At 43.8% G+C, this 19,820-nt stretch carries 15 protein-coding genes; 3 read left to right on the forward strand and 12 right to left on the reverse strand.

Annotated features, from left to right (window positions below; genetic code table 11):
- Positions 1-33: 33 nt before the first annotated feature.
- From ACT7WV_RS18040 to ACT7WV_RS18065, 6 genes are all read right to left on the reverse strand, one after another.
- The gene (locus tag ACT7WV_RS18040) at positions 34-3,351 is read right to left on the reverse strand and encodes a glycosyltransferase (protein WP_445104208.1); all 3,318 of its coding nucleotides are present in this window, start codon (positions 3,349-3,351) and stop codon (positions 34-36) included.
- 67 nt (positions 3,352-3,418) lie between these two features.
- Entirely contained in the window at positions 3,419-4,123 is a 705-nt protein-coding gene (locus ACT7WV_RS18045; protein WP_445104209.1) for a CmcI family methyltransferase, read from the reverse strand.
- A 62-nt stretch (positions 4,124-4,185) separates the two neighbouring features.
- Complete coding sequence (locus ACT7WV_RS18050) at positions 4,186-5,568, reverse strand: ABC transporter ATP-binding protein (RefSeq protein WP_445104210.1); 1,383 nt, start codon at positions 5,566-5,568, stop codon at positions 4,186-4,188.
- 49 nt (positions 5,569-5,617) lie between these two features.
- Positions 5,618-6,466 carry an ABC transporter permease gene (locus tag ACT7WV_RS18055; RefSeq protein ID WP_445104211.1) on the reverse strand — a complete coding sequence of 283 codons (849 nt, stop codon included), beginning with the start codon at positions 6,464-6,466 and terminating at the stop codon, positions 5,618-5,620.
- Positions 6,467-6,671: 205 nt separating this feature from the next.
- Positions 6,672-7,412, reverse strand: coding sequence for an ABC transporter ATP-binding protein (locus ACT7WV_RS18060; RefSeq protein ID WP_463424271.1), 741 nt, complete (start codon positions 7,410-7,412; stop codon positions 6,672-6,674).
- A gap of 101 nt (positions 7,413-7,513) precedes the next feature.
- The gene (locus ACT7WV_RS18065) at positions 7,514-8,320 is read right to left on the reverse strand and encodes an ABC transporter permease (protein ID WP_445104213.1); all 807 of its coding nucleotides are present in this window, start codon (positions 8,318-8,320) and stop codon (positions 7,514-7,516) included.
- A 191-nt stretch (positions 8,321-8,511) separates the two neighbouring features.
- Between ACT7WV_RS18065 and petP the strand changes: the two genes are divergently transcribed.
- The 3 genes from petP (at position 8,512) to chlG (ending at position 10,985) form a co-directional block, all read left to right on the forward strand.
- Positions 8,512-8,706 (forward strand): cytochrome b6f subunit PetP, encoded by a 195-nt coding sequence (gene petP, locus ACT7WV_RS18070; protein ID WP_445105682.1) that lies wholly within the window; start codon positions 8,512-8,514, stop codon positions 8,704-8,706.
- A 49-nt stretch (positions 8,707-8,755) separates the two neighbouring features.
- Positions 8,756-9,856: a Get3/ArsA fold putative tail anchor-mediating ATPase NosAFP gene (locus ACT7WV_RS18075; RefSeq protein ID WP_445104214.1), complete on the forward strand. Its 1,101-nt coding sequence runs from the start codon at positions 8,756-8,758 to the stop codon at positions 9,854-9,856.
- A gap of 157 nt (positions 9,857-10,013) precedes the next feature.
- A complete protein-coding gene (gene chlG / locus ACT7WV_RS18080) occupies positions 10,014-10,985 on the forward strand; it encodes a chlorophyll synthase ChlG (protein ID WP_445104215.1) in 972 nt (323 codons plus the stop codon).
- Positions 10,986-11,025: 40 nt separating this feature from the next.
- Here the strand turns inward: chlG and hpsP are convergent, their stop codons facing one another.
- From hpsP to hpsN, 6 genes are all read right to left on the reverse strand, one after another.
- Positions 11,026-12,216, reverse strand: coding sequence for a hormogonium polysaccharide biosynthesis glycosyltransferase HpsP (gene hpsP / locus ACT7WV_RS18085; RefSeq protein WP_445104216.1), 1,191 nt, complete (start codon positions 12,214-12,216; stop codon positions 11,026-11,028).
- 143 nt (positions 12,217-12,359) lie between these two features.
- Entirely contained in the window at positions 12,360-14,030 is a 1,671-nt protein-coding gene (locus tag ACT7WV_RS18090; protein WP_445104217.1) for a hypothetical protein, read from the reverse strand.
- A complete protein-coding gene (locus ACT7WV_RS18095; RefSeq protein WP_445104218.1) occupies positions 14,023-14,397 on the reverse strand; it encodes a hypothetical protein in 375 nt (124 codons plus the stop codon). The genes ACT7WV_RS18090 and ACT7WV_RS18095 overlap by 8 nt, the downstream gene beginning before the upstream one ends.
- Before the next feature lie 55 nt (positions 14,398-14,452).
- Positions 14,453-17,233 carry a CHAT domain-containing protein gene (locus ACT7WV_RS18100; RefSeq protein WP_445104219.1) on the reverse strand — a complete coding sequence of 927 codons (2,781 nt, stop codon included), beginning with the start codon at positions 17,231-17,233 and terminating at the stop codon, positions 14,453-14,455.
- Between the two features lie 148 nt (positions 17,234-17,381).
- Positions 17,382-18,551 carry a hormogonium polysaccharide biosynthesis glycosyltransferase HpsO gene (gene hpsO, locus ACT7WV_RS18105; protein ID WP_445104220.1) on the reverse strand — a complete coding sequence of 390 codons (1,170 nt, stop codon included), beginning with the start codon at positions 18,549-18,551 and terminating at the stop codon, positions 17,382-17,384.
- Positions 18,552-18,751: 200 nt separating this feature from the next.
- Positions 18,752-19,759, reverse strand: coding sequence for a hormogonium polysaccharide biosynthesis glycosyltransferase HpsN (gene hpsN / locus ACT7WV_RS18110; protein ID WP_445104221.1), 1,008 nt, complete (start codon positions 19,757-19,759; stop codon positions 18,752-18,754).
- Positions 19,760-19,820 lie beyond the last annotated feature (61 nt).

The raw sequence follows: 19,820 nt of genomic DNA on the forward strand, positions 1-19,820 counted from the left end.
CTTTAGTTATTTGAAAAAAAGCGGCTTTGAAGATTATTTTGTTTTTATACTATAGTCCTCATGCTCAAGAGTAAGATGATGATTATAACAGGGGTCACTTGCAATAATTTTCTTCCACTTATTTTGCATGTATTCAATTTCTTTGATGAATCTAGCTAACTTTCCAGCAGTATCATCACTGCCACGGCTCTTAGACTCATAATGATACAGAACGACATGAGGCAAGTAAATGTTTCTATAACCTTTTTCTAGCAACTTGAAACAAAAATCAACATCGTTAAAGGCAACTGCTAAGTCTTCCTCAAAACCCCCAACTTCTTCAAATACATCGCGCCTGCACATCAAACAAGCTGCTGTAACGGCAGAGAAGTTATTGACAGTGTTAATTTGACTAAAATAGCCTTGCGAGTTTGCTTTAAAGTACTTATGGCTATGACCTGCAACACCACCAACACCTGCTACCACACCAGCATGCTGAATTGTATCATCAGGGTACAACAGTAAAACTCCCACAGCTCCAATAGAGTTTCTCTGAGCCTGCTCGACCATTGCTTCGATCCAATCAGGTGTTATTACTTCTGTATCATTGTTTAAGAATAAAAGATATTTACCCTTTGCTTGTTTAACGGCAAAATTATTAAGCTTTGAATAATTAAAATTAATATCTAGAGAGTAGCACTTAAATCTATTAGGTTCTTTTGTTTTCCATTTATTAATGATTTCAATAGTTTCTTTCTCGGTGCTGCCATTATCTATCAAAATAATTTCATAATTAGGGTAGCTAGTCTTTTCAAAAATAGAAAATAAACATTTATCCAGGACATTTCCTAAGTTTTTAGTAGGAATAATTATGCTGACTAAATCGCTAGTACTAATCTGATACCTAACAACGTAATAACCAGTCACTCCAGGAGCTGGAACTACTATACCTGGTTCTCCTCTTCTTTCAAGTGCCTCTGCAATAGCTTTTTGGGCGGCATCGATTGTGTAGCTTTTGCTATTTAAGCTGGCAGCAGTGGAGGCTGGATGGATGCGCCAGTGATATAAAACCTTAGGAATATGGAATATGTTTTCAGTTTTTTCAGTTAATCTCAGAACAAAATCATAATCCTGGCTTCCTTCGTAACCAACTCTAAATCCGCCTATTTGATTAACTAGCGATTGCCTATAAATTCCCAAATGACAGGTATACATTCTAGACAAGAATGAGTCTGGACACCAATCTGGTTTAAAGAATGGATCTCTAAGTCTATTGTTTTCATCAACCTTGTCTTCATCAGAATAAATCATGTCGGCATTGGAATGCCGATTTAGTAGCAAGGCTGCTTCATACAAAGCATCTGGAGTTAATAAATCATCATGATCTAGTAAGGCAATAAACTCGCCTGTTGCTACTTCTATAGCCGAGTTAGAAGCCAAAGAAATATGACCATTTTCGGTTCTAAAAACCACTTTGATACGAGCATCTCTTGAAGCATACTCCTCTAATACCGATCGCACATAAGGCTTTGTCGAGGCATCATCAGCGATGCACAACTCCCAATAGGGATAAACCTGATTTAAAACAGACTCAATCGCTTCCCGAAGAAAATGCTCAGGTGGATTGAATACAGGCATGATAATGCTGATCAGAGGCTTGTAAGTAAATATCTCTGCCGTTTGAGCCATCTTTTGCAGATCAGATTCTTTGGGATAGTTTTTATCCAACCAGTTTTGATAGTTTGCATCATCACTTCGGGGAATTTCTGGTAGTCTTTCAAGGGGAAGTTTAGGAGCATCAAGTTTTTGGGAAGTTTTATTAAGGAATTTAGCTAGTGAATACCGCAGCCCCCTAACCCTTAAAACGGCGAATAGATATTTTCCTCTTGAAAATAACTGGCGAGGTTGTAAGCTGACATCTTCTGGTAAACCAAACACCCGCCTTAGTTGAAACCAGGCTGTTCGCAATTTCCAAAACTTACTGCTTTCTATGGCAGTAATCCACATCTGAGAGTGAGCAAGTTCCCCTTGGGTTTGTTGTAGTTGTGCTTGCGAGTTGGCAAGTTCCCCTTGGGTTTGTTGCAGTTGCGCTTGCGAGTTGACTAGTTCCCCTTGGGTTTGTTGCAGTTGCGCTTGCGAGTTGACTAGTTCCCCTTGGGTTTGTTGCAGTTGCGCTTGCGAGTTGACTAGTTCCCCTTGGGTTTGTTGCAGTTGCGCTTGCGAGTTGACTAGTTCCCCTTGGGTTTGTTGCAGTTGCGCTTGCGAGTCGGCTAGTTCCCCTTGGGTTTGTTGCAGTTGCGCTTGCGAGTCGGCTAGTTCCCCTTGGGTTTGTTGCAGTTGCGCTTGCGAGTCGGCTAGTTCCCCTTGGGTTTGTTGCAGTTGCGCTTGCGAGTCGGCTAGTTCCCCTTGGGTTTGTTGTAGTTGCGCTTGCGAGTCGGCTAGTTCCCCTTGGGTTTGTTGCAGTTGCGCTTGCGAGTTGACTAGTTCCCCTTGGGTTTGTTGCAGTTGCGCTTGCGAGTTGACTAGTTCCCCTTGGGTTTGTTGCAGTTGCGCTTGCGAGTCGGCTAGTTCCCCTTGGGTTTGTTGTAGTTGTACCTGGGATTGCTGCGATTCATTCATGAGCGGGCAATACTTCTCTTTTAGAGCGGCATATTTACCTGTCAAAGATAAAGGATATGCCCTAAGAATAAATTGAAATGTTTCTGCTTCTTCTTCCTGTTGAAGCTGCTTAAGGATTTCGTCATTTACCTTATATTTATCAATAGCTGGTACTAAAGGAGAATCAGAAATAACTGGCAGCTTTGTCCGATCAATTACATCTACAAAATACCCAGAACGCTCAAATAACTCTTCGACGCTTTGGCGAGTAAAAAATCTTAGATGTGTATCATCTAAAATTCCTAATTTCATGTACTCGAATCTACCTTGCAGCAAAGCAAGGCGAATAGCACCGTGAGCTATATTAGGAATTGAAGCTACCACGTATCCTTCTGGCTTGAGCAACTTCTGGACTTCTTCAAGTAATTTCCAGGGATTGCGCAGGTGTTCCAGTACATCTCCAAACACCGCCACGTCAAAGGCTTGATGGGGTAAAATTTCTCCAAGAGATACGAAATCCAGATCACCAATAACTACCTGCTCGCAATATTTTTCAGCAATCTTTCCTGCGTCTGAATTTACTTCTACTCCTGTTACTTGACATCCGTTATTAACAAGTAACTTAGCAAAGTAACCTGTCGCGCAGCCAAAATCTATAACTCGCTTGTTTAAGCCTACTAAGCGCAGCATCTTTTTGAGGCTGCTGTTTTCATCCAGAGATTCTTCACTTATCTCTTGAGGAGATGGATAATCTTTTTCCCAGTTACTATCCATATTTTAATAATTAAGAAGCGTTGTGATAATCATAAAAGTACCAAGATACAACTCTTATTATCTCCATTTACGAGCGTCTTAGATAACCATTGGGATTAAAAGTTGTCAAAAATTTATGGCATTGTTGTTCTATGTAGAATCCTGGATTATCTTTGAGAAACTGTTCTACCGCTTCCATGGGGCCAGGACCAAAATCGGAGAGAACGGGATGACCATTTATATTAGTATCTTCAATAATTAAATATCCTTGAGATTGAATCAGCTTGCTGTAAATGGTCAATTCTTGATATACATGTTTTTCTGAGTGATCTGAATCCAGAATAACTAGTACGTTTTCCTGATTAGTAATCTCAAAAACCTGTTTAAATATCTCAGGATCAACCGAATTGCCTTGAATTAATTTAATGTTTTTATAGGGCTGCAGGGCTTGGAGAGTTTGCTCTGTTATCTCGATGTCAACACCAATTACCTCGCCTTTGCCTACCAGTTGACACATGTTAGCCAGAAAAGCTGTGGATCCACCAAAAGCAACTCCACATTCAACAATAAAATCAGGCTTTTGCAGGTTAATAATTTCTTGATAAAGCCATAAATCTAAAGGACACTTTAATGCAGGTATTCCCATCCAATAGGTATTTTTCCATGCTGGTTCGCCATTGATTACTGGCGTATGGTAATACACTCGAGAAAATTCATCAATTACTTCACTTAAACTCGCAACTTCTTCGTTGATAGCTATTTGTCTACCTAAACTATTAGTATTCTGCATCATTAGGAATTCACCAAATCTTCTTTTCGTGATTGTAGTCAATTCTGGAATCAAAGCAATTTGATTTAAAAATAAGCAATCGTTTTATGAGTTAATTGTTTGTTTCTTTTTTCTTTTGTACTACTAGCCTTAATCAATGGCAACGGCGGCTGAAATACCTGAACAACCATCGGCTGATCTATCAACGCATGAACCCGCTTCCCTGTATGGGGAGGTAGTACTTGGAAAACTACAGCATTATCAATCCAATCAAACGTCATTGCCGTGTAATTTTCTGAACCAGCTACAGTCAAACTGTAAGAAGCTGGTCGTAGTGGCAAACGAAATTCAAATTGAATTTGTAATTTATCCCCTGCTTCTAAAGCTCCAATGGGACAATTCTCTTCGATAGTGTTGCTACCAATCACTTCATTACCATTCTTGTCACAAACATAAAAACCAAGGATACATCCTTGCATCGGTTCGTAGACTTGTAAATCAACTACCAATGTTACTTCTTCGTTAAACCCCAGAATAGGAGTTTCTCCAGTATCTTCACCCAATTGACTGAGTAGCTTTACATTCTCAATTAATGCCTTGCTACTACCTCGACGACTGGGTTGATCTTTGATAATTTCTGGTTGCTCTGCTTGCGGTTGTGGTATCTTCTCTTCTTCTTGTTCTTTAATAGGAGGATTTACCACTAACTCCGTCTCAACCTCTGCTATACCCAACTCCAGTTCCGTGAGCATTTTCATGTAGGTAATCAGTACCTGATTTGGCTCTCCGGTAGCCCTAATCTTGCCATCGTGTACCATTACCGCACGGTTACATAATGTCTTAATAGATCCTGGATCGTGGGAGACAAATATCGTCGTTACTCCTGAATCCATCAAATTGCGCATGCGTCGCATACACCGATGTTGAAACACAAAATCACCCACCGCCAGAGCCTCATCCACAATCAGAACCTCTGGTTCAACATTGACTGCTACAGCAAATGCTAAACGGACAAACATGCCACTAGAGTAGGTTTTTGCTGGCTGATCAAGGAAATCTCCGATATCAGCAAAGCTGGCAATATCGTCAAACTTTTCTTCAATTTCCCTATTACTTAACCCCAGTAACTGCCCATTGAAAAATACATTCTGCCGCCCGGTAAACTCAGGATTAAAGCCACTGCCAAGTTCTAATAATGCTGAAACTCGACCATTTACCTGAACCTCTCCCTGTGTTGGTGTTAATGTCCCAACAATAATTTGCAGCAGGGTACTCTTACCGGAACCATTACGCCCGATAATTCCCAGAGTTTGTCCTTTGGGAATTTCTAAATTAATATCCTGAAGTGCCCAAAACTCTTCTGCTCTACTTTTCCCAGGCAGTAACAGCTCTTTGAGCCGATCTACAGGGTGAGCATAACGCTTAAAGCACTTAGAGACGTTTTTCAGCGAAATTGCTATCTCACTCATCACACTACTAGCTGGGAATACCACCAAAAATTCCGCAGTCAATCAAAGCTTACAGTACGTCAGCAAATGCTGGACGCAAACGCTGATAAACTGACAAACCACCACAAAATACCAGTAAAGACACTAGCATTGCTACTCCCCACTCTCCCCAGTGGCTTACTTTCCCCGCCAATACTAAGTCACGATAAACCTCTGCAATCGCTGCTGGCGGATTTAACCAAAATACCCAACCGCGAAACTCTTCGGGAATTAAATCCGCTGGGTAAATAACCGGTGTTAGATAAAACCAAAGATTTAAAACCACCCCTAAAGTCTGGGGGATATCCCGCAAAAACACCGTCAACCCCGATGCTAGATATCCCAAGCCAGCCGTCAGTAGCAACTGTGGTAGCCAGACTAGTGGCAAAAGAGCCAAAGTTAGATGAATAGTCTGAAATAACACTGAAACTAAAACGATTAATGCCATCAAGCCCAACATACTTTCAATGAAGGCTGATAAAACGGGTACTAGAGGTAATAAAGCTAGGGGAAAAACTACTTTCTTGACCAAATTTGGCTGTCCGATCACCGAACTAGCTGAGTGTGTTAAACCACTGGTAAAGGCAATCCAGGGAAGCAACCCAGCAAATAGCCATAGTCCAAAAGTCGTGCTGTCGTCCGCCGGCAATCCCTTAAGGCTCAGCTTGACATTCAGCACAATGGAAAAGACGTAAGTGTAAATCAGCAACTGCGACAGCTGATTCAACAAAGGCCACAAATTACCCAGTACCGAACCTTTATATCGTGCTTCCAGATCCCTGCGTACCAAGGTTTGAAGTAAACCCAGTTTAGTCCACCACTGTTCGTCTAGAGGTAGCCAGGATCTTCGTTTGCTCGCCTTGCTAATCAATTCTCTCATTCACCTCAATGCCACTCACTCACACACTCCCACACTTCTGCGAAGCTGGCTTGACCTCAGAAACAAATTAACCAAAAGCTTAACTTTATGGTCTGACTGTTTCCTCCTGGAATAAATAGGTTGGTTTAACCTTAACCTACTATATATTTAGTCCGCACTATATCGCGCCCAAAGATTGTCAGCTTTTTTTTCTCTACTTGTCAATCTAATCTTGAACCACGGAGCGCAAATAACAATCTATAGTTTCATCTGGATTACCCACCAACTGTACTTTGCCCCGATCTATCCAGATAACCTTCTGGCAAAACTGCCGCACAAACTTTAAATCGTGGGAAACTATTAAAACCGTTCCCTTAGCCTGCCAAAATTTATCAATCCGTGACTTACACTTGTTTTTAAAACTCTCATCTCCGACAGACAAAACCTCGTCCAAAATCAGAATATCTGCTTGAAGTTCAGTAGCGATCGCAAACCCCAAGCGCACTACCATACCTGAAGACAAAGCTTTGACTGGCACAAGCGCATATTCCTCAAGTTCGGCAAACATCAGGATTGAGTGTGCCCTTTCTTTCATTTGTAATTTGGAAAACCCTAAAAGAACTCCGTAGAGTATTAGGTTATCTATCACTGAAATTTCTGGTTCAAACCCCGCTCCCAACTCAATAATCGGCGTAATCTTGCCCCGCACTCTAACCGAACCTCTAGTTGGTTGCAAAATCCCAGAAACAACCTTTAAAAGTGTAGATTTTCCTGAACCATTAGCTCCAATAATTCCTACTTTCTCGCCAGCTTCTACAACTAAATCAATTTGGTTTAACACTAACTTCTTTACGGGTTTCCGGTATTTTCCCTCCAGTAAAGACAGTAAGGTGGTCTTGAGATTGTAAGAAAACTCTTCTTGTGTTCGTCTCCACAGTGAAACCTGTTCTAGGCGAATCGCTTCTATCGGAGTAGGCAATTGGTCATTGGTCACAGTTGAACACTAATCCCGTTGGAGCTAACTTTGATGAAGACAAATATCATTCTCTAGCTGACACGTTTGGTTTACTAAAGTAAATCCATAAAGTGAGGTTTCCAAAACCCGAAACATGTCCACCCAATAGTTAAAATCAGCATACCAGTCAACAAAGCTCCGCCAATCAAACTTAAATCCGGCGTCATTCCGGATAAAGAAATCTGGCGAAGGCTTTCAATCGGCAATGACAAGGGATTAAGAACTAAAAAAGGCTTAATTTCTGCTGCCACGATATCTGCCGGATAGAATACCGGACAGCTAATCCAAAAGACAAATGTAACTAATTCATAAAAATAAGGTAAATCTCTAAAAAAGACATATAGGGCACTGACGATAAAGCCGATGCCTGTACAAACCAGAATCAAGGAAATTAATGGCAATAGTAACGCCCCGACGTTGAGTAAGCTCTTAGAAGTAACTAAAGTGGCAATTACTAGCAATGGAAAAGAACCCACGGCAAACTGAAATACATTGGCAGCAACCATTGACACAGGGAAAATACTTACTGGCAAACTAATTTTATTAAGCAGTGAACCGTGATCCACTATGCTTTTCAAGGCTTGGGACGTAGAAGCTGAAAAGAAATGGACTACAACTAGCCCAGTAAAGGATGCTAAAACATAATTAACTACAGAGTTACCGTAGTAAGCTGCAAAAGCTGCGCCAAAGATTGCTGTATACAGACCGGTGGTAATTAGTGGATTCAATAAAGACCAATAGACCCCTAAAAATGACCCTCGGTAGCGCACTTTCAAGTTTCGAGCCACCATGACCTCTAGCAACTCCCCGTATCGCTTAGCTTGCGACCACTTTGAGCTAGCTTTAATTGATAACGTCATGGCAATGGTCAAAAGGCGTCAACAGATTTAATGGCATATCATACATGATGTCTGTAGATTTTGGTAGAGCTTGATGACAGTTATTTTTAGTGCCTAGCAGATCACTAATAATCCCAAAATCCTAGTTTCTGATTCTAGGTGCCGGATTCCGTTAAACTTTGGAATGGTTCATTCTAGTATTAAAAGCTCTTATGGAGATCGGTCAGAAAGTAAAAGTTTTCCGCCTCAGAGATCGGGTATCCCCTGGTATCGCGAGTAAACTGGGGAAAGTTGGTGTGATTAAAGACTTCAAAATGACAGATGGTAGCGGCGTAGGTGTCATTGTGCAGTTTGACGATAACTCTGCCACCTGGTTTTTTGAAGATGAGTTGAAAGCTTCAGAATAGAGGCGATATAGAGGCGATAAGCAACAGGCGAGAGGCAAAAGTCGAGAAAATGGCCCTAATCCTAACTTTTTTGGGCAAAGGCGGCACCGGTCGTACTACCGTGGCGATCGCTGCGGCCAAACAGCTATCAAGCTTTGGTCAAAGAGTGCTGTTGGTAGAACAAGACCCAGGTCCAGCCTTGGAAATACTATTGGGGGCATCCATCGGCCCAGATCCCCAAGAAATCGGCGCTAACCTCCAAGCAGTACAATTACAGACTACGTTACTCCTAGAACGTAGCTGGGAAGACGTTAAAAGGCTAGAAGCACAATACCTGAGATCTCCAACCCTAAAAAACGTCTACGGTCAAGAACTGGGCGTTTTACCGGGAATGGACTCTGCCCTAGCGCTGAATGCGATTAGGGAGTACGAAAATAGCGGCAAGTATGACGTCATTATCTATGACGGTAGTGGCGACCAAGCCACCCTCAGGATGCTGGGAATGCCAGAAATCCTTAGCTGGTATTTTCGCCGTTTTCGTCAGGTATTTATTGATTCCGACCTGGGCAAAGCAATATCACCATTTATCCAACCCGTTACCAGTGCCATTCTCAATGTTTCATGGACTGGTGATAACTTGGCTCAACAACCCACTAACGAAGCAAACCAATTACTTGACAAAGGCAAGAGTGCGATCGCTGACCCCAACCGGGTGGCATCTTATCTTGTGACCAACGAGGATGCAGCAGCTATTGCTACCGCTAAATACCTCTGGGGCGGTGCACAGCAAATTGGTCTCACGGTGGGCGGCGTCATTCTCAACCAGGCGAGTGTCATAGACACCTTAGCGGCTGAATTTGTGCCTCTAGCAGTCAGCGCGCTGCCCAAGCAATCAGCCCCTGGTGACTGGGAACCCCTAATGGACGCACTGCCAGATTTCAAACAGGCAGTACAAGCACCTCGACCCATTAGCATTGACACCGGAAACCGTCAGGTGCGGTTGTTCTTACCCAGTTTTGACAAAAAGCAGGTGAAGCTAACCCAGTACGGTCCGGAAGTCACCATTGAAGCGGGCGATCAACGGCGCAATGTTCTGCTGCCCCCCTCGTTGAGCGGTCAACCTGTTAAAGGAGCTAAATTCCAAGATGGATATTTAACAATATCTTTTTAGATTGGAAGGTTAGAGAGTTGAAGTTTGGAAGATAGAAGGTTGGCAGGGAAAGCAGGTTGTTTTATGTGAAGCCAAGCTATAGCGTTAGCTTGATAACGGGCAGAAGATGATCGGCTTTCCCTGTAACCTGTACCTGTGACCTGTAACCCATTAAACAATGACTAATGAGAACCTAACGGAGCGCAGTGGCAAAACCAGGCAACTGCTAGGCATGAAAGGTGCTACTCCTGGAGAAACTTCAATTTGGAAAATTCGCCTCCAGTTGATGAAACCGATTACCTGGATTCCGCTAATCTGGGGTGTTGTTTGCGGCGCGGCGTCTGCTGGCGGCTATAGCTGGACGCTAGAGGACATCCTCAAGGCAGCAACCTGTATGTTGCTCTCGGGCCCACTGCTGGCGGGTTATACTCAAACCCTGAATGACTTCTACGACCGCGAAATTGACGCGATTAACGAACCTTACCGACCGATACCTTCTGGTGCTATTTCTGTGCCCCAGGTAGTAACTCAGATTCTGGTGTTGCTCTTTGCTGGTATTGGTGTTGCCTACACTCTAGATGTTTGGGCGGGTCATGAATTTCCCATGATCACCTGTCTTGCCTTAGGCGGTTCCTTCCTTTCTTATATCTATTCTGCACCACCCCTGAAACTGAAAAAAAATGGCTGGTTAGGTAACTATGCGCTAGGTGCTAGCTATATTGCCCTTCCCTGGTGGGCAGGTCATGCTCTATTTGGCGACCTGAATTGGACAGTTGCGCTTCTCACCTTGTTCTATAGTTTGGCTGGGTTGGGAATTGCCGTAGTCAACGACTTTAAAAGTGTCGAAGGCGATCGCCAACTGGGTTTAAAGTCACTACCAGTAATGTTTGGTGTCGGTGCAGCAGCCTGGATTTGCGTATTGATGATTGATGTATTTCAAGCAGGGATTGCTGGTTATTTAATCAGTATTCACCAAAACCTCTACGCAACAATCTTGATTTTGTTGATCATTCCCCAAATTACCTTCCAGGACATGTACTTTCTGCGCGCCCCACTGGAAAATGACGTCAAGTATCAAGCCAGTGCTCAACCCTTTTTAGTGCTGGGGATGCTGGTCACAGGCTTAGCGCTAGGTCATGCTGGGATCTGAAATATTGCAGATTGAAGGTTGCCTGAATAACTTCTAAAATTCAACCTTCAATCTGCGCAAGTTGTTGGTAAACCCGAATCATGTTTTGCGCGATCGCACTCCAACTATAATTACTCAAAGCATATGCGGCGGCATTTGCTCCCCTTCGTAGACGTTCCCCCTCATCTTGAAGCGCTTCCTTCAAAACTTCACTCAAAGCATCCACCTCACAAGGACTAACCCACCCCGCCTCAGCAGCCTTGACTTCTTTCCAAATATGTACCTGGTCAGAGATCACTACTGGTGTTCCAGCCACCATTGCTTCTGCCACTGAAATCCCAAAATTTTCGTAGTAGGAAGGTAAAACAAACAAATCAGCATCTCGCAGCAAAGCCGCCTTCAAATCACCGTTAACAAAGCCAGTAATTGTGGTGCGTGGTGAGAGGGGCGAAACTTTTAGTTGTTCCTCAATTTGTTTTTGATAATCAGGATCTTGAGGATTAGCCCCCGCTAGCGCCAAGTGAAAAGTTATTTTTTCTGCTAATAGCCTTTCCAGGGCTGGAATCAGCAAATTGAGCCCCTTTTTCGGGTCAATACGGGAGAGAAATAACACCAGGGGCTGGTCATGGGAAATACCTAACTCTTTCCTTGCCCAACCTTGAGGGGTTATTTCTGGTTGTTCCACACCGAGAGGGATGATCAGATCATTAGTCTTAATTCCGAAACGTTCTGAAATCTTGGCCTCCTGAACGCTGGTGAAGTGAATTCCCGCCGCCCCAGCCAAATTTGGTCTCTCCAGCAGTCTCCCATAAATTTGCTTGAGCTGTCGTTTCTTGAGCAAATCGGCTGGGTCAAGTGTACCTAGAGGACGCAGCAAGTAAGGTAGCCCCCGCCATCGTGCCACAGTCGCCGCCGCCGTACTCACTGGGGAGAACAAAGCATGAATATGGGCAAGATCAAATTCAGGGGCGTACTGCCATAACCAGGCTAGTAAACCGAGAGAGAATTTATAACGCCGAAACGGAGAACAGTGAAAGTATCGCACCTGATAGCCATTTTGCTCTACTGGTTGATTGAGGGGAACATCTAGCGGTGGTTGACCAGCATCTCCATTACTATCAGTGGTTAATATGGTGACTTCAATACCTTGAGAGGCTAAAGCTGAGGAAAGACCCTGAACCATCTGGCTGGGGCCGCCATAAACAAGGGAAATGGAGGGGATAATTTGTAGAATTCTTAGGGGTTTAGTCACAGGGCAATCACAAAATATAGATCACTTCTCAATGAAAAATTAACCACAGCTCAGATTTTGTGATCGTCAAGTATTTGCGTGGGGATGAAGTGCGCAGTCTACTTTTAGCGCAGATCGCGGCTGTCTTCAACTTTTCAGCAATTCTATTTTCTTGGTAGTTTGGTTGGAAACTGTGCTTTCTGCAGTACTCCTGTCAGTGGTTCTACAATCGCCGTAATGCCAGAGTTGAGACGCTGCTTGTGAGTGCTGCCTTCACGTTTTGCTCTTTTATCTTTATGCGGCAAAATTCGCATTGTGACCAGCGTTGCGATGCCTGCACCGACTAAACCCCAAAAAAGACTCAGTAGCAACACGAGGATAAATGGATGGAGATAGCTAGAGGTAAAAGGTGGTTGGATGGGAATTTTGGGAGTTTTCGGATCTGGAGGGATGAGGTAAGGAAATGATGTAGCAAAAAGTCCAGCAAACCCGATACCCGCACCAACTCCGGCAATTGTAGTTTGTAGGTTGCGATCGCGTTCCTTGTCCTGCTGCTCACGTATTTGTGCTTGTTCTTCAGCTTCAATCTCGACAATACCTCGAATCGTGTCAATCATCTGCTGGAATAGCGCTTGAGTTGGGGTGAGGTAGCGCAAGTCTACTTGAATCTGTTCTTGAAAGTGCTTGCAGATGCGGTTAAGAAATTTCTCTAGGAAATCTAAGTCATCTTCTGGTAGGCTGTAGTAGCGAATTTGGCTGAGCAAGTAACAATAGTTTTCTGAGTTGATAGTGATCGCAGTCTTGTGGTCTTCCATATCGCGCAATTGATGAGCGTATTTGAATCCAGTTTGCTGAATCTCGATCAGCCATGCCTTGAGTTGCTCAACACGCTTTGTTCGCTCCTCTGGATTTTCCGATTCGGCCTTCATCTGACCAAATTCCTCGACCCTCTTTTCTATCTCGCGACAAAGCTTCCTCGCTTCACGATTGCACAGACGAGCTTGATGATAGGCATAGAGGATTTTACTGCGGCAACACAGTAGTTGCAAAAAGTTGTGATAGACCTTCTCCGAGAGAGCCATAGTATCGGGATGACGCTTAGGCCAAACTCGATGACCCTGTAGCCACACTAAGATATGACATTGCTCAAGTGGATTCAGGCTGCTAGTGTCATATTCACTAGTGTCATATTCAAGCATGGGACTGCCAAAGAGTTGACCGGAAGCGATTAACTGTAGGCAAGGTGGCTTGGCATTTTGAAATAAAGCCTTAACGCATTCATTAGCAATAGCTTCATAGTCGTCAATACCACAAGTCGGGTTGGCAAAAATGGTCAGCGTCTGACCAAGGGAAGCTTGGATATTGTTAGGTAATAGGCAATTCTTTGGGTTAAAGTTCTTTAGGCAGTCAATTTCTACAGTGTCTAGGTAACGTAGCGTCAGATCTACAGCATAGGTATCGCGAATTCTTTGCGGATAAATTTCACCTTTGAGGTTAGGAGTACCAGGTTCAGTGACTACTGGGAAACGCAAAAAGGGGTCTTCACCTGTTCTAGGCGATTTCTTTAACAAGGGTAGATTGGGCAGATTGTCTGCCTTTTCAAGCGCTGGATTGTAGCCGTCTGGGGCGTCTTTCTCGTAGCAGAGTAGTTGTGTCCGCAAGGAGCGAAGTGCAGGAGTGTTGAGCTGATCTGTTGCTCCTAATGCAACACACTTTTCCCACAGATGATTGGCATTAATTTGTGTGGGGTCTTTGGAAATCTCGTCACGCAGATGAAAGGCATAGAGGGTGACGCAGGGGGCTTTCAAATACCACCCTGATTTAGAGTCAGTCATTGGTTGATTGGTTGGAGCCAGATTGTTTTGTTGAGGGATTGGAGCCAGACTGCTGTGAAGAAGCTGAGGGGAAACTCTGCCGAATAGAGTTTTGCAGCAATTCCTTATACTGTTTGTCGGAAGAGGGAATAGAACCAGACTGTCCTCTCTGGTTTAGGTCATCCTCTAAAGCCTCCATAATGTCTGGTCGTTGTTGACACCAAGTTTTGAGCTGTTGAGCGATCGCATTAGCGTCATTTGACAGGCTATCGCTCAGTTCATTGAGGGCTAAGGCGTAGTCAGGTGAAAACACAAACTTATCTGATAACAGCTCGACAAAGGCTTCTATCAGTACTTCAGGCGGCGCAGTTTCAGGGGTGAAGGTCATTGTAAAACTCTAGAGATAATTGGCAAAGAGGGTGTGGCTTCTCGTGTGAGAAATATCAGATGGCTTCCCCGATGAGAGTAAAAGCAGCCCAACTTTTGGGACGGCGGTATCGCTGCATTGTTGTAAGCATAGCTTGGCGTAGGGATTGAGCTTTGGTCATCCCATGCTGGAGATTTTGATAAAACTCGGTCATCAAAAACTGGGTTGACTTATCCCCAACAGACCAAAGGGAGACGATAACACTGGGAACACCAGCCGCAAATAAAGAACGCGATAATCCGATTACACCATCGCCAGTGATTTTGCCTTGACCACTACTACAGGCACTCAGGACGATCAGTTCAGCATTGAGTTTCATCTCTAGGATTTCGCCAGCCGTGAGGAAGCCATTATCGTTATCGGAGGGGGCTAATGCGATCGCACCTGGTACACCTAATTGCTTGATATCATCCAATAGCCCGTGTGTTGCTAGATGAATCAGTCTTGCTTTGGGCATCTGTTGCACGATATCGATTTTAGTGGCTTTCTCGCCGATGATGGGTTGGGTGTTGAGGAGAGATGCGATCGCATTAGCTTCTGCTTCGGCTCCAGGTAGCGAGTTTAATGGTTGAGGCGGTTCTATTAAGGGAATTGTGGGCATTGTTGGATTGCCTACAACTAACGCATTCTGACTTTGTAGGGGTAATTCATGAATCGTTTCTACCCGTTGTCGTTGCTTTCGAGTCAATTCCAGCACTTGGATCGAGGGAGAAGTCAGAATTGTGTGTTGTTCGATTAAGAATTTGCCCGTAGCGTCTTGCAGTGCTGGGAAGGGAACTAGGAATAGGCTTCCTTGGGGGATAAAGATAACATGGGCGTTGGGGTCAGTTGGGAGCAGGTTTGCGATCGGTTCTATTAGGAGTTGATGCAGTTGCCGTAAGGGTTCATTGATGTATCTAAGGGGTTGAAGAGTCTCTTGGGTGGTTGTGGGTGTAGCGCCGCGTAGTGTCTCTTCTTTAACACCCAAGGATTCACAAGATTGGCTAACTAAGTCTGACAATGAGATGTTTTGTTCCTGCCTTAAGGGTTGCAGGTGGACTGGGTGAAACGTAATTTCACCAGTAGGTTTGATGACCCAAATAAAGAGGTGGTCTAAATTAATAATTGAATATTCAACAATAGTGGCTTTTTGCTCTTTGGCAATTTGTTGAATTTCCTCAAGATTAGGTGGATCAATAGTCTCTTTGGCAGGTAAGTCATGAGTTACCCCTACCAAATTAGTAGATACGCGCTCATACAATAACTCCGCAAAAGCACGGGCACGACCACGCTCAGCAATTTCCAGAGCATTTTCAAATTTCTGTTGTAGGGCAAGAGCTTGCTGCAACAGGCTATAGGTATCCAGTTGTGTATCAAACAGTGACACTTTATGAGCATCTTTTAATCCGCCTCTAAGAGATTCTCTAACCTCCATAGCATCACGGAGTGCATTTTCTGCTTGTGTTACATAACCATAGTTAAGCAGAGCAAATCCTAACTCATTCAGAGTAAATCCCTCTTCTCGGTGATCGCTAATCTCTTTAGCAATGGTCACAGCCTTCTGTTCATATTCAATCGCCTGCGGGTACTGCCTTAGTAAATTGCAAATCATGCCCAAATTGGCAAGATAGTTAGCTTCCCAAGCACGAGTACCAATCTGCTCTGCAATACTCAGGGCTTGCTGATAATGTTTTAGCGCCTGATTATATTTTCCTTTAGCTCTGTAAACCATACCTAAACCGCTCAGGGAACAAGCTTTCCCAAACAAGCTATCAAGTTCCTGTTCCTGGTAAATAGTCAGAGATTGCTTGAAGTACTTAATCGCCTCATCGTACTTACCAGAAAAATTACAATAAGCCGCAGCTATATTAGCTAAGTTATTTGCTTCCTCACAGCGGGCTTCAATCTTATGTGCAATATCTAAAGATTCTTGATAATGATCCATCGCCTGCTTCTCTTGTCCGATAGCGTAAAAAACAAGACCCAGACTTCCTAAAGCATTAATTTCTTCCTTCTTAAAGTCATTGATTGCTTCAGGTAAACCTAAGAATAAATTATTATCGACTTTTCCTTCAGTGAGGCGAGGAATAATTTCTCTTACTAGCTTAAGTTGCTGCTGATGGTAATCAATCGCCTTGTCATATCGACCTAAACTGAAGAAGTTATGACCTAGATTTCCTAAAGCAGTAGCTACTGCATGGTGATTTTTAAATTTTTGTGCAATTTTTAATGACTTTTTTTGGCAATCAACGGCTTCGTGGTATTTTCCAAGGGAAGAGTAAGTCTTACCAAGATTGCCCAAGCATGTCCCTTCTCCCGCTTTCCCCACACTACCGCCAATATTGCGTAAAATGTCTAAAGATTGCTCATAGCAATCAATCGCCTTCAGATATTCTCCAAAAAAGTCGTAAGCAATACCTAAACCTATTAGAGCTGCGCTTTCTCCTAGTAGGTTTCCTATTTCTCGGTAGAGAACTAGGGACTGCTGGTAAGACTGAAATGCTGCCTTAAACTGGCTGACTTTACATTGTTGCTCCCCCTGCCAGAGTAATCGATCAGCTTCAGATTCTTTGGGTATTTTTGATAAAGAGCTACCCATCCCTGTAGCAAGTTGAGTGGCAAGATTTCGTAACCAATTAGCCGAACTCCAGTCACCCCACTGCTGTCGCTGCATCGCTACCTCCATTATCGTCTGCACAAAACCTGCATCTATCAGCTCCCAGTTAGCCCGCAAAATTTCTATTTTCTGATTGGGACAGGTTAACAGTGCGTTGATTACCCAGTGATAACCTCTTTGGCTGTGGCGTTGTTGGTTCATGAAAGTTGTTAAGGCGTGATATTCAGGCGGTGGAAATGTGTCTGACGGTTAGCGTGGCACTTCCTTCATCCTTCAGTGCGCCTCAACTTGATTCCAGAAACTTTGTAGACTTTTGTCAACTTTCACATACAAGGTTTGAGCATTCTTGTCATCCCAAAAGTTGCCGATAAAAATCCAATTGCTGCCTAGCTAAAGCCAGATTTGTATATTGACTCATTGCCCTTTGATAACCCAAATCAGCCAGCTTCTTGGCTAACTCAGGCTGTTCCATCAAAGACACCAAGCAGTTACATAAAGCTGCTACATCCCCTTCGGGAAAAACCAAACCAGCATCTGCAATCACATGGGGAATTTCCCCAGAATCAGAACCAATTACTGGCACTTGAGATGCCATTGCCTCAATCAACACATGACCAAACTGCTCTTTCCAACCTCTAGCTGTTAGGGTCTTAAATTGATAGTTTGTTTCTGAAGGCAGCACCAGAGTATTCATCAAGTTAATGTAGCGCGGCACCTCCTCGTGGGGTACACTTTCAACAAAAATCATCTGCTCCTGGATGCCCCACTCGACAGCTTTTGCCCTCAATACCGACTCTAAGGGGCCACGCCCTAGCAGCAGCCACTTCCAAGGACGCCCTTGTAAAATGGCAAGAGCTTTACCAAGATTTAGTAAACCTTTTTCTTCAACAAATCGTCCCACAAATCCCACAACAAACTCATCCGGTTTAATTCCCAACTGACGTTTTAATTCCGGCTGTGGTTGAGGACAAAAGCGATTTTTATCTACACCTAACTGGGGCATAACTTTAACTAACCCTTGATAACCATGCTGCCGCAGTACTGACACACCATCTTGATTACCAGCAATCAGTCCGTGAGTGTGGCGCAGGTTATAAGCTTCTAGCCAAGATACTGGGAATTTCAGGTTGTAAGGTAAGTTCCACCAGGTAAAAAAAACATTTTTTGCCTTCAGTCCCAAGAGTCGATTGAGAGTAATTAATTGGGCGTAACTTAATGCCTTAGCTCCTTGTTCTACTTGAATAATCTGTGGTCGCAATTGACGTAACAGGGGAATAATCTCAGCACCAAAGGTGAGCAGTCCTTGGTTATTCTGACTAAAGTTGGAGATTGGCACTACCCGAAAGGAACCTTCCTGATGCGGCTGAGTTTCCATTAGCTTGTTTTGGACGCCACCGGGACGCCAGTAACGTGGCACAACCACAGTCACTTCTATATCGGATTCTAAGCGAGCTAAAGCTCTTAGTTTCTCACAGTTGAGGTCAACAATATAAGTATGGCTGGCAACTAAAATTCTCATCCTGATCAGGGTTGTGGATTGGCAATTAAGACGAATGGCACTGACTTAAGTGAAAATAGTTGTCATTGAGAAAAACCCTGCTTGGGTGGTTTCCCCCCAAACCCCCCAGTGGGGGCGTTGCGATCCCCCACGCCCCCGCCGCAAGGTGAGAGCTACTCAAGGGTTTACTTCTTAAGTCAGCGACATTCCAATTAAGACCTTTAACTCTGGCTTGATTTGTCCAACCGACTGTATATTTGACCATCATCCCAATTGGACTTAAGCCATGTGACAAGTGCTTGAAAAAAGCCCAGGCTATAGAAAAAGGCACGACTGATAATTTTGACTGGGGAGCCACTTTTATTGCAAGGAGGATGACCCAAAACGTGGCAATCAAATAGACGAAGATACAGGCGTAGCTGCTCAAAAGGAGTTAGGTTTTTTAAGCCCATCCAGAAGTGATTGTGATAGAAGGTTAGTTGGTACTTAAGCGATCGCGTACTTATATCATGACAGCCACCAGTTTCTTCGCCTAGATGCACTAAATAGGCGTCTGGGTCATACCAAATCTGGTAACCAGTACTGCGTAATCGCAGGCAAAAATCTGATTCCTCTCGTACGGCACTACCTTGAAATCGTTCATCAAATTGCAGTCCATGTTGGCTGAATATTTCGCGGCGAAATGACATATTGCAGCCTCTAGCCGAGATGACGCGCTGCGGTTTTACTGTATGTACCAAGTCAATATAGTACCAAGCAATACCAGGATCCATGGCTTCCGGAGGCAAATACTCTACTGTGTAGCTGGGAAGTGGAGAGGAATCTCCGATTACCTTTTTTTCTGCCAGTTTCATCCGATCAAAAACTCGTCCTGCAACTGCTCCAATGGCAGCGTTTTCTTGATAGTTACGAGCATGAGCTGTTAGATAACCAACTGGTATTTGAACATCGTCATCGATAAACAGAATAATTTCCCCTGAAGCACGCCGCACCCCATAATTGCGCGCTCCCGGTAAACTAGCCCATTGAAGGCGAAACCAGCTAATACGATGAGTTTGAACTAGCCCCTCTAAATATGCTTGAATTTGAGTTGTGTGGAGCGGAGTTTGATCAACCACCAATATTTCAAAGGCAGGATAGTCTTGCTTGAGTACATCTTCGAGTGTATCTCGCAATGTTTCTTCCCGTCCATAAGTGGGGATAATTACCGAAATCGAAGGCCAGTCCACAATTGTTTAAGCTGTTTAAGCTATCGTTTGGTTACTAAATTACCAGAAGCGCACTGCAATT

The organism is Symploca atlantica LB2515 (assembly GCF_052546295.1).